At 47.1% G+C, this 11,888-nt stretch carries 7 protein-coding genes; 5 read left to right on the top strand and 2 right to left on the bottom strand.

Annotated features, from left to right (window positions below; genetic code table 11):
- Positions 1-4: 4 nt before the first annotated feature.
- The gene (locus GC102_RS08835) at positions 5-769 is read right to left on the bottom strand and encodes an electron transfer flavoprotein subunit beta/FixA family protein (RefSeq protein WP_171689165.1); all 765 of its coding nucleotides are present in this window, start codon (positions 767-769) and stop codon (positions 5-7) included.
- A 38-nt stretch (positions 770-807) separates the two neighbouring features.
- The gene (fadR, locus tag GC102_RS08830; RefSeq protein ID WP_171689164.1) at positions 808-1,395 is read right to left on the bottom strand and encodes a fatty acid metabolism transcriptional regulator FadR; all 588 of its coding nucleotides are present in this window, start codon (positions 1,393-1,395) and stop codon (positions 808-810) included.
- Positions 1,396-2,201: 806 nt separating this feature from the next.
- On the opposite strand from fadR, the gene GC102_RS08825 reads away from it, so the two are divergent.
- The 5 genes from GC102_RS08825 to GC102_RS08805 all read left to right on the top strand — a co-directional run bounded on the left by GC102_RS08825 (position 2,202) and on the right by GC102_RS08805 (position 11,836).
- Positions 2,202-4,235 (top strand): (Fe-S)-binding protein, encoded by a 2,034-nt coding sequence (locus tag GC102_RS08825; RefSeq protein ID WP_171689163.1) that lies wholly within the window; start codon positions 2,202-2,204, stop codon positions 4,233-4,235.
- Between the two features lie 88 nt (positions 4,236-4,323).
- Positions 4,324-6,717: a 3-hydroxyacyl-CoA dehydrogenase/enoyl-CoA hydratase family protein gene (locus tag GC102_RS08820; protein WP_171689162.1), complete on the top strand. Its 2,394-nt coding sequence runs from the start codon at positions 4,324-4,326 to the stop codon at positions 6,715-6,717.
- 74 nt (positions 6,718-6,791) lie between these two features.
- Complete coding sequence (locus GC102_RS08815) at positions 6,792-7,976, top strand: acetyl-CoA C-acyltransferase (protein WP_171689161.1); 1,185 nt, start codon at positions 6,792-6,794, stop codon at positions 7,974-7,976.
- A 380-nt stretch (positions 7,977-8,356) separates the two neighbouring features.
- Entirely contained in the window at positions 8,357-10,129 is a 1,773-nt protein-coding gene (locus GC102_RS08810; RefSeq protein ID WP_171689160.1) for an acyl-CoA dehydrogenase FadE, read from the top strand.
- A 36-nt stretch (positions 10,130-10,165) separates the two neighbouring features.
- The gene (locus GC102_RS08805) at positions 10,166-11,836 is read left to right on the top strand and encodes a long-chain-fatty-acid--CoA ligase (protein ID WP_171689159.1); all 1,671 of its coding nucleotides are present in this window, start codon (positions 10,166-10,168) and stop codon (positions 11,834-11,836) included.
- The last annotated feature ends 52 nt before the right edge of the window (positions 11,837-11,888 follow it).

Here is an 11,888-nt window from a genome sequence, read left to right as displayed (position 1 = left end):
TTATTTAGATCACTTTGGATTCGCTGCGTAATGCTTGCACGAGTTCGGTAACTTGCTGTGGAAGGTCGCCTTTTAGAATGCGGCCTGCCTTACGCTCAGGTGGCAAGGTCAACTCCGTGCGTTCTGTTTTGGCGACTGCAGAATCGGCGCCTTCAATATCATCAAGTGATAAGTGCTGGAATGGTTTTTTCTTAGCTTTCATAATCCCAGGTAGTGAAGGATAGCGCGGCTCGTTCAAACCTTGCTGAGCTGTGAACAGAGCAGGGAGAGGCACCTCGATCACTTCAATGTCGCCTTCTGCATCGCGGTGGACAATCGCTTTTCCTCCGGAAATTTCCAATTTCGTAATAGAGGCAACATGAGGTAAGCCTAGGAGGGAGGAGAGTCGGATAGCTACTTGCCCAGCCCCATTGTCGACGGAGAAATTACCGCCCAATAGAAGATCGACGGACTGTCCACGCAAATAGTTGGCCAAAATCTCAGCGACTTCGAACTCATCTCCCTTAATGCGCTCATCGGAGATAAGAACGGCTTCATCAGCCCCCATCGCCAGTGCAGTACGTAGAGCTTCAGCGGTACGTTCGGGACCAACGGAGAGCAGGGTAACCTTGCCGCCCAGCTCATCACGAATTTGAATCGCTTGCTCAACCGCGTATTCATCGTAAGGATTGATGACGAATTTCACGCCATCCTCTTGAACGGCCCCGTTATGCAGGACGATTTTTTCCTCCGTATCAAACGTTTGCTTCAATAATACAAAAATGTCCATAGTCAAGCTCCTTCCTGAATATACATGTTATACAGACCTTAAGACTCGATGCCTTTCATGAAAAAATCAATGGTAGGTCCAACTTGAGCGGTTAAAGAATACTTCTGCCCAGAAATAAGCCAAGAAGTAACGACTTCATCCATGCCGCCAAAAATGAGAAGCCTCACAAGCTTCACTTCAAAATCAGGACGGAAACTGCCGTCTTTCTTACCTTTTTCTAATATATTTTCAATGAGGATAATATATCTCTTTAGTGCAAGGCCAATCTCTTTGCGAAGCTCGAGATCACTTTGTCTGAGCTCGATTTGGGTGAGGTAAGCAAGATGAATATTCCCTTCCAGTACACTGAAATGAATCTCACATACTTTGTTCAGCGCTTCTCTAGCTGTCATTTGGTCATTCAGCCCATTATTGAGCTTCTCTACAAGCTCGCCTAATTTCTCCTGAAACAGGCTGGTCAAAATATCCTCCTTCTTCTTGAAATAAAGATAGATGGTACCATCGGCCACGCCAGCTTCCTTGGCGATTCGGGATACTTGGGATTTGTGAAAGCCATGCTCAGCAAACACTTTCAGAGCGCCTTCGAGTATTGCGTAATACTTGTCTGGTTTTTTGCCACTTGTCAAGGAGATCACCTCGGTGTTAGAATACAAATATCAGTGAATGAATACTCATTCATTTTTGTAATCTCATCATAAAATACGTAGTACGCCTTGTCAACGACTTATTCAGCTTATTAAAGCAAGTAGGAAGGTTTGCCGGCTTACACTTCACAATGAAGCAGTTTTCAACTCTGGAAATAGGGTCAAATGGAACTTGCTTTTTTACGATATGCGAATGTAAGCGGTTACTTATCTAGAAGAGTGGCGCTCCGGATTTCATAAGGTGAAGAGTGGTTCTGGCTTTGTCATGATTTCATGCAAAATGGTGAGATTCGTTCGGAATAAGCGTCCCTAAAGACTCCTAAATCCATTGAAAACAATGGAAATGATGAAATAGCAGTCTCTAAAGGCTCTTATTCATCCGAATTTCGAACAAAATGGTGAGATTCGTTCGGAATAAGAGTCCCTAAAGACTCCTAAATCCATTGAAAGCAATGGAAATGATGAAATAGCAGTCTCTAAAGGCTCTTATTCATCCGAATTTCGAACAAATTGGTGTGATTCATGTGGAATAAGAGTCCCTAAAGACTCCTAAATCCATTGAAAATAATGAAAATGAGGAAATAGCAGTCTCTAAAGGCTCATATTATCTGGTAATCACTCAAAACAATCGAGTTTTCGTGGATTTTGGATGGATTAGTAGGGGAACTTGCTAAGTTCATACTTACGAAATCTCACGAATCTCACGAAATCTCACGATGTCTTACGAAAACGCAGAACATGCTTAAGAAGAAAGTTTTGCTCAAGCAAAACGCTAGGGAGGGTCCTCAATGACCGGTTCACTCATTCAGTTTCTATTATTTCTGGCGGTTACGGGGTTTGCAGTGTATTTATTCGTCCGAGTTGTGTATCACCGCTATTTGTACATTCGACTTGGCAAGTCAGTGAATTTGAAAACGGAAGCGAAGGCGCGGCTGAAGGAGTTTGTGATTCAGGTATTTGGCCAGACCAAACTATTGAAGGATAAGAAGAGCGGCATCATGCACATTGTGATCTTTTATGGGTTCATTATTTTGCAGCTTGGGGCGCTCGATCTCATTCTGAAGGGATTAATTGGCCATGGGTTACCAATACCAGGTTACGATTATTTCACTTTGATGCAGGAAGTAACGGTAGCGCTGATTCTTCTGGCCATGGGCTATGCGACCTATCGTCGTTATGTAGAAAAGCTGAAACGGCTGAAGCGCGGTTGGAAGCCTAGTATCGTTATATTTTTCATTTTTTTCTTGATGCTATCTGTTGTAGTCAGCGGTGGGTTTGAACGGGTTAAGGAAGGGATGGAGACATCCGCATTTGCACCAATTTCATCTCTGTTCGCAGCAGCTTTTAGCGGTATGTCGCATACAGCGGCTACGGTTGGTTTCTATATAAGTTGGTGGATGCATTTGCTGATCCTACTTTCATTTCTGATCTATGTACCGCAGTCGAAGCATTTTCACATTATTACAGCACCTATCAATATCTTGCTTCGCCGCACAGAGCCTACAGGTAAATTGGCTTCTCTAGATTTGGAGGATGAAGAGGCGGAGTCGTTCGGTGTAGGCAAAATCGAGGATTTCACGCAGAAGCAAATGCTTGATTTCTACTCTTGTGTGGAATGCGGTCGCTGCACGAATGTTTGTCCCGCGAATACAACAGGCAAGATGCTGTCGCCGATGCATTTGATTACGAAGCTTCGTGATCATTTGACGGAAAAAGGCGCCGCCATCACCTCGAAGTCACCGTGGGTGCCAGCTTTTGCTTTCGCTGGTCCAAGTACCCATAACCCGCTTGAAGTTGAGCTCATTGGCGGCGTTATAACGGAAGAAGAGCTCTGGGCCTGTACTACCTGCCGTAATTGTGAGGATCAATGTCCTGTAGGGAATGAGCATGTGGATAAGATTATCGATCTGCGCCGACATCTTGTATTGACGCAAGGCAGCATGCCGCATGATGGCAGGCGGGCTCTGCAAAACATCGAGAGACAAGGAAACCCTTGGGGGATTAGCCGGAATGATCGCGTGAAATGGGTCAAAGAAGTAGATCCGGATGATGAACTCAGTGTGCGTACGGTGAAGGAAAATCCGGAATTCGAGTACTTGTTTTTCTTGGGTTCCATGGGGGCGTACGATAATCGTAGCCGTAAGATCACGCATTCTTTTGTGAAATTGATGAAGGAAGCCGGCGTCTCCTTTGCCATTTTGGGTAATGAAGAGAAGAATTCAGGTGATACACCTCGCCGTATGGGCAATGAATTTTTATTCCAACAGCTGTGTGCGGACAATATTGCGACTTTTCAAAAGTATAAGGTTCAGAAAATCGTAACGACGTGCCCGCATACGTACCATACATTCAAAAATGAATATCCTGAATTTGGCCTTACGGCAGACGTTTTCCATCACACTGAGCTGTTGGATCTGTGGGTGAAAGAGGGGCGTCTTAAGCCGCAACATGAAGTGCGAGAGCGTATTACGTACCACGATTCTTGTTATCTAGGCCGCTACAACGAAGTGTATGAGGAGCCACGCAATGTACTGAGAGCAATTCCAGGGGTTGAGTTGGTTGAGCAAGACCGTTCTCGCGAGAACAGTATGTGCTGCGGAGCCGGAGGCGGCATGATGTGGATGGAAGAAACCGCAGGTACACGCGTTAATGTAGCGCGCACTGAGCAGCTTTTGAGTGTGAAACCCACCGTTATCAGTTCTGCCTGTCCTTATTGCTTAACGATGGTGGAGGATGGTACGAAGCTTAAGGAGGTCGAGGAACAGGTTAAAGCGAGAGATATCGCTGAAATTCTTGCCTTGTCTGTGTTTGGAACGCCTTAGATAATCGACTTCGTAGCCCTAAAGGCGTGCATTTTAAAGTCAGTGTTGATGCGAAAACTGAAAAAATCATGTAGGAGGAAATTTCCATATGACAAAGATTCGTACAGCGGCCGTTATCGGCTCCGGTGTGATGGGCTCCGGCATTGCTGCCCATTTGGCAAATGTAGGCATTCCCGTGTTACTGCTCGATATGGTGCCTACCCAGCTGCAGCCGCAAGAAGAAGCAGCCGGTCTTACGTTAGATCATCCCAAGGTGCGGAATCGATTTGCTCTTAATGCGATGGATAAGCTCAAGAAAACGAACCCAGCTCCCCTTTATAGTGAAGCTTTCGCTGAACGTATTACACCCGGAAATCTGGAGGATGATTTAGCGAAGCTTGGAAGCGTGGATTGGATTATTGAAGTTATTGTGGAAAATTTGCAAGCGAAGCAGCAGCTCATCAGCCGTATTGAAACCGTTTGGAAGAAGGGAACCATTGTTTCCTCGAATACATCTGGCATTTCAATTAATGCCATGGTCCAAAGCGCCAGCCCTGAGTTTAAAAAGCATTTCCTTGGTACTCATTTTTTTAATCCGCCTCGCTATATGAAATTATTGGAAGTGATTCCAAATGAACAGACAGACCCTGCAATTGTCGCTTTTATGACTGATTTTTGTGAGAAGAAGCTGGGAAAAGGTGTTGTTCAAGCGAAAGATACCCCGAATTTTATCGGCAATCGAATTGGCACTTATGGGCTTTTGATTACTTTGCGTGAAATGCTAGCAAGTGGATATACCGTCGAAGAAGTAGACGCTGTAACGGGTCCGGCAATGGGCCGCCCTAAGAGCGCAACGTTCCGTACGCTGGATTTGGTGGGACTGGATACATTCGTCCATGTGGCTAATAATGTGTTTGATCTTGTGATCGATCCGGCAGAGAAGGAGATTTTCAATACACCGGCCATTTTAAAAACGATGGTAGAAAAAGGCTGGATCGGAGAGAAGCAGGGCCAAGGGTTCTATAAAAAAGTGAAGTCCGAAGCTGGCAAAGAAATTCAATCCCTAGATTTAAACACCATGGAATATTCGGCAAGCCGAAAAATCAGTTCAGGCTCTTTGGAAGCTTCGAAGCAGGCCAAAGGTACGGTAGGGAAGTTAAAGGCTTTACTCGGCGCCAAAGATCGCTATTCGGATCTGGCGTGGAACATTTTGAAGCCAGTGCTCCTCTATTCCGCGGAGAAATTAGATGAGATTGCAGATTCAATTGTCGAGATTGATAATGCGCTCAAATGGGGCTTTAACTGGGATCTCGGTCCTTTCGAAACGTGGGATGCCATTGGGCTGAAACGTTCTGTGGAACGAATGGAAGCGGAAGGCAGTAAGGTGCCTGAGTGGGTAAAAGCTTGGATTGCCGCGGGTCATGACAGCTTTTATGAGAACAGGGAAGGCCAAAGTTTTTACTATCTGAAAAACGAGTTTCGCGGCGTTGAAACAAGGCCAGAACTCATTTCACTTGCTTCTTTAAATCAGCAAAATAAAGTCATCCGCTCCAATAGCGGCGCGAGCTTGATAGACATCGGAGACGGAGTTGCTTGCTTAGAATTTCACTCGCCGAACAATGCCATTGGGGCTGATATTCTCACAATGATTCAGCAAAGCGTGGACGAAGTGCGCAGTAACTATCGCGGATTGGTTGTTGCTAACGAAGGCAAAAACTTCTGTGTGGGTGCCAATGTGATGCTGTTGTTAATGGAAGCGCAGGATGGCGAGTGGGATGAAGTAGACGGCATCATTCGTTTATTCCAAAACTCCATGCTGAAGCTCAAAAGGCTGGAAAAGCCAGTTGTTGCTGCGCCTCATAAGATGACGCTTGGTGGTGGCGTTGAGGCTTGTATGCCGGCCGACCAAATCATTTTCTCGGCGGAAACGTATTATGGACTCGTTGAGGTAGGAGTTGGCTTAATTCCTGCCGGTGGCGGATGTAAGGAGTTAGCACTTTTAGCAAGTCAACAGGTTCGCGACCCGGAAGTTGATCTTCAGCCGTGGATCAATGCGATTTTTGAAACGGTGGCTATGGCAAAGGTGTCGACGAGCGGTCATGATACGAAACGTCTTGGCTATATGCGTGCTGGGGATACGGTCGTTGTGAATCCGGATCATCGTATTTATGAAGCAAAGCAAGCGGTTCTTCGCTTGGAAGCAGCGGGATACACACCTCCTGTGCAAGAGAAAATCCGCGTCGTTGGCGAGAACGGCAAAGCGGTCATGCAAATTGCTGCCTATACGATGCGCCAAGGCGGATATATCAGCGAGCACGATCAATTAATCGCGAATAAGCTTGCGCACGTGCTTGCAGGAGGTAATGTGCCAGCAGGAACGTTAGTCACAGAGCAGTATATGCTTGATCTAGAGCGTGAAGCCTTCCTTAGTCTTTGTGGAGAGCTGAAAACACAGCACCGCATGCAATACATGCTTTCCAAAGGGAAAGCACTGCGGAACTAAGGGAGAAGAACTTGACTTTCTAATTAGAAAGCCCCGAATGGTGCGTGCCTATTACTCATAATGAGGTGAAATCGATGAAAGAAGCAGTCATTGTATCGATAACGCGCACGGCAGTCGGTCGCGCGAAGAAAGGCAGTTTCGCTCAAACTAGAGCGGAGGATCTGGGTAAAGCCGTCTTAGAAGAAGCGGTGCGGCGTGCTCCTGGACTCGACAAAGGTGATGTCGAGGACATCATCATCGGGTGCGCGATGCCCGAAGGCGAGCAAGGGCTGAACTTCGCCCGCACGATGTCGCTGTATGCGGGCTTCCCGGTGACCGTGCCGGCGATCACGGTCAATCGCTTTTGCTCCTCCGGGCTGCAAGCCATCGCTTATGCGGCGGAGCGCATTATGCTTGGCCACGCGGAGGTGATCATCGCCGGAGGCGTAGAGAGCATGAGCCACGTCCCGATGACGGGCTTCAAGCTCTCGCCGCATCCGGGGCTGGTTGAGAGCATGCCTGAGGTGTACATGGGCATGGGCCACACCGCCGAAGAAGTCGCGCAGCGCTTCGGCATCTCGCGCGAAGCGCAGGATGGCTTCGCAACGCGGAGCCATCAGAAGGCGGCCGCAGCGATCGCAGCCGGCAAGTTCGTAGACGAGATCGTGCCGGTGAGCACGAGCGTGAAGGGCGTTGACGAACGCGGCAAAGCGTTCGAGCGGAAGTTCGAGTTTGCCATGGATGAGGGCGTTCGCCCCGATACATCCGTGGAAGGGCTCGCCAAGCTGAAGCCTGCGTTCAGCTTGGGCGGCTCTGTGACGGCGGGGAACGCGTCACAGACGTCGGACGGCGCAGCGGCGGCCGTGCTGATGAGCCGCGAGCGCGCGGAAGCGCTCGGGTTGAAGCCGCTGGCGACGTTCAAGGCCTTCGCGCTTTCTGGCGTGGAGCCGGAAATTATGGGCGTCGGGCCTGTGAAGGCGATTCCGAAAGCTTTGCAGATGGCAGGCATCACACAAGACCAAGTAAATCTGTTTGAAATCAACGAAGCGTTCGCTTCGCAATGTGTCCATATTATTCGCGAGCTAGGCTTGAATGAAGATTTGGTGAATGTGAATGGTGGCGCCATCGCCCTTGGGCATCCGCTCGGGTGTACTGGCGCGAAGCTGACAACGAGCTTAATTCATGAGTTGCAGCGTCGTGGCGGCGGCTATGGTGTAGTGTCCATGTGTATCGGCGGCGGGATGGGAGCGGCCGGAGTATTTGAAGTACATCCCGCGTAAATGACAGTGGGAAAATGATTAGTGATGGTCGTTACATGTAGGAAAAGTAGCTCTAATCCTGCGATTAACTTGAAAAACTACCTGTAAATAGCCGGAATTTAACACACTTATTGAATTAACTGGAATTCCTTCCGATAATATCGGAACATTTACTTAAAAATCGCAAAAACAGCAGTTTTTGCGGTAGTTTTTCCATCTAATATTTGCTTTTAGTTAGAAAGTGCATGATTAGCGTCTGTAATTCCAGTTAAAATGCGGGAGCCTTCTACTTAGGAGTCTATTTTTCTGAACTGCACCCTATTCGGGGATTCCTATTAATCTAGGCCCTCATGAATCCTAAAATTTACCCTTGTACAATTAATTTAGAGGAGAGATGAACCATGGCGGAGAAAGTCGTAGGCGGTAGTTTTGTTATAACGGATACGGATTTTCATGATATTGTGACACCGGAGGATTTTACCGAAGAGCATCGCATGATTGCTGAAACAACGCGTGATTTCGTATCAGGTGAAGTCATGCCGAATGATGAGCATTTGGAAAAGCTCGATTATGATTTAACGGTAAAACTGATGCGCAGCGCGGGTGATCTCGGATTACTTGGATCTGATGTACCTGAGATTTATGGCGGATTAGGGTTGGATAAAGTAAGTTCCACTGTGATTAGTGAAAATCTCGCCCGTGCTTCATCCTTTGCTTTGTCCATTGGGGCGCATGTCGGGATTGGCACACTGCCGATTGTATTTTTTGGTACCACGGAACAGAAGAAGAAGTATTTGCCCGACCTTGCGACAGGCGCGAAAATCGCAGCCTACTGTTTAACGGAACCAACATCTGGCTCGGATGCTTTGGGGGCGAAAACGACAGCTCGTTTGTCTGAGGATGGAAAGCATTACCTTTTAAACGGATCCAAATTGTATATCACCAATGCCGGATTTGCTGATATTTTCATTGTATATGCCAAAATCAATGGAACTGATTTCACGGCCTTTATCGTGGAGAAAGGTGATCCTGGCTTTACGATGGGACCGGAAGAGAAGAAGATGGGGATCAAAGGCTCGTCGACGCGTCCGCTTTATTTTGAAGATGTCCGTGTGCCGGTAGAGAACTTATTGGGTGAAATCGGTAAAGGGCATCTGATTGCTTTTAACATTCTGAATATTGGCCGTTACAAATTGGCTACCGGTTGTCTGGGTGCTTCCAAGGAGACGATTGAATTAGCTTCGAAATATGCGAATACTCGCCAACAGTTTAATACGCCAATTTCACGTTTTCCTTTGATTGGTAAAAAGCTGGCGGAAATGAATATTCAAACGTATATGCTGGAGAGCATGGTGTACAGAACGACTGGATTGTTCGATACTATTCTCAAAGATATAGATCATACGAGCCCTGATGCCGGTAAACATTCATCGAAAGGGATTTCTGAATACGCGCTGGAATGCTCAATTAATAAGGTATTCGCGTCTGAAGTGTTGGATTTTGTAGCGGATGAGGGCTTGCAAATTCATGGCGGATACGGTTTCATCCAGGAGTACAAAGTGGAGCGTATTTATCGGGATTCACGGATTAACCGAATTTTTGAAGGGACGAATGAAATCAATCGCCTGCTCATTCCAGGTACATTAGTGAAGAAAGCGATGAAAGGCGAACTGCCTTTGCTGCAAAAAGCTCAAGCACTGCAAGCGGAACTGCTCTCTATCGTTCCAGGTCAAACGTTCGAAGGAACGCTAGCCGAAGAGGTGCATTTGGTTTCGATGGCGAAGAAGGTATTCCTTATGGTCGGTGGGCTTGCAGTACAGAAGTATGGAATGGCCCTTGAAAAAAAACAGGAAGTTTTAAGTAATTTAGCCGACATCATGATCCAAATTTTCGCTGCTGAAAGCGGTCTTCTTCGTACGCAAAAGCTGATTGAAAAAGCAGGGGAAGAGAAGGCAAAGAATGCGATCCAAATCACGACGGTTTTTGTTCATGAAGCCTTTGACAAAATTGAGGCATATGCGAAGGAAGCGCTCAGTACGATGGAAGAAGGAGATGTTCTTCGGACTCAATTGTCTATTTTGAAAAAGCTGTCCAGACGCAGCAGTGTGAATACGGTAGGTCTGAAGCGCGACATCGCCGCACGTGTTATTCAGGGTGAGAAATTCATCGTATAGTCATCGATGTCAAGAACCTGAAGGGGATGGTTTTGTATGAATGAGGCAAAGCCTTGGCTGCGCCATTATCCGTCTGAAGTGGCGCCGACTTACGAGTACCCGAAGCATAATCTTGCACGTTTGTTGGTAGATTCCGCGCATAAGTTTCCGGACCGACCTGCCTTGTATTTCTTGGGGAAAACGGTGCGTTATCGGGAGGTATTGGAAGCGTCCTATCGTTTTGCCAATGCATTAAAAGAGCTAGGCGTTAGCCCGGGGGATCGAGTGTCGATTATGCTGCCGAATTGTCCCTCGGCCATCATTGCGTACTTCGGAACCCTGATGATGGGCGGGATCGTCGTTATGACGAATCCGCTCTACGTGGAGCGAGAGCTGGTTCACCAGCTCTCGGATTCCGGAGCAACCGTTATTGTAACGTTGGATTTGCTGTTTGATCGTGTGCAAAAGGCGAAAGGGAAAACACCGATTCAACATGTTATTGTGACTTCAATTAAGGACTATTTGCCCTTTCCTAAAAACGTCTTATATCCGATTAAAATGAAAAAAGATGGTGCAAACCTTGCTGTTACTTACGGGGATGGTGTCTATTCTTATAAAAATCTGCTCCGAGCAGCTTCTCGCGCCCCGATTTGTGTAGATGTGGAGGCTGACGAGGATATTGCCCTTCTTCAATACACGGGAGGGACGACGGGGATATCTAAAGGTGTCATGCTAACTCACACTAATTTGATAGCTAATACGTACCAAACAAGTCATTGGTGCTATCGTATTCGGTTAGGTGAAGAGAGATTCTTGGGGGCTATCCCTTGCTTCCATGTCTTTGGCTTGACAGTCTTGCTGAATCAATCCATGTATAGGGCGGGGATGCTAATCCTCATTCCAAAGTTTGATATCAACTTGATTTTAGACACGATTCATAAGCTGAAGCCAACGATTTTCCCAGGCGCGCCAACCATGTACATTGCCTTGATCAATCATAAGCGCGTGAAGGAAGTGGATATTTCCTCTATTAATGTTTGTGTAAGCGGTTCAGCGCCACTCCCGTTAGAGGTACAAGAGCGCTTCGAGGCATTGACAGGCGGTAGATTAATCGAAGGATATGGGTTGACTGAAGCATCCCCTGTTACACATGCGAATCCCATTTGGGGTTTTCGGAAAATAGGCTCCATTGGTATCCCTTTTCCAGATACAGTTACAAAAGTTGTTGATTCGGATTCAGGTCAAGAGCTGCCGATTGGGGAAATTGGCGAAATTATCATTAAAGGGCCTCAAGTGATGAAAGGGTATTGGTTACGCGAGCACGAAACGGCCATGACCATCAGAAATGGTTGGTTATATACGGGCGACATGGGGCGTATGGACGAGGATGGGTTCTTCTCGATTGTTGATCGCAAGAAAGATTTAATCATAGCCGGAGGCTACAATATTTATCCGCGTGACATTGAGGAGGTTCTCTTCGAGCACCCGGCCATTCTAGAGGCTGCTGTTGCAGGCGTACCGGATGAATATCGGGGAGAAACGGTGAAAGCATTTGTGGTGCTGAGACCGGGAATGACGCTAACGGAAAAGGAGCTAGAATTGTGGTGCCGTGAGCGTTTGGCTGCCTACAAAGTGCCTCGGAAAGTCGAATTCCGCCAGTCTCTGCCGAAGACGATGATTGGAAAGGTGCTGCGTAGGCAATTACTAGAGGAAGAGAAGAAGGTTTGAGAGCCTCTTCCTGTCAAACAATTAAGGGGAAGCCCTTTACAAGAAGAGTGGA

Origin of the sequence: Paenibacillus germinis (assembly GCF_013141785.1) — a bacterium.
Classification (GTDB): Bacteria; Bacillota; Bacilli; order Paenibacillales; family NBRC-103111; genus Paenibacillus_E; species Paenibacillus_E phytorum.
The sequence above is the reverse complement of the archived record's forward strand: the minus strand, read 5'-3'. Positions and strand labels throughout refer to the sequence as shown.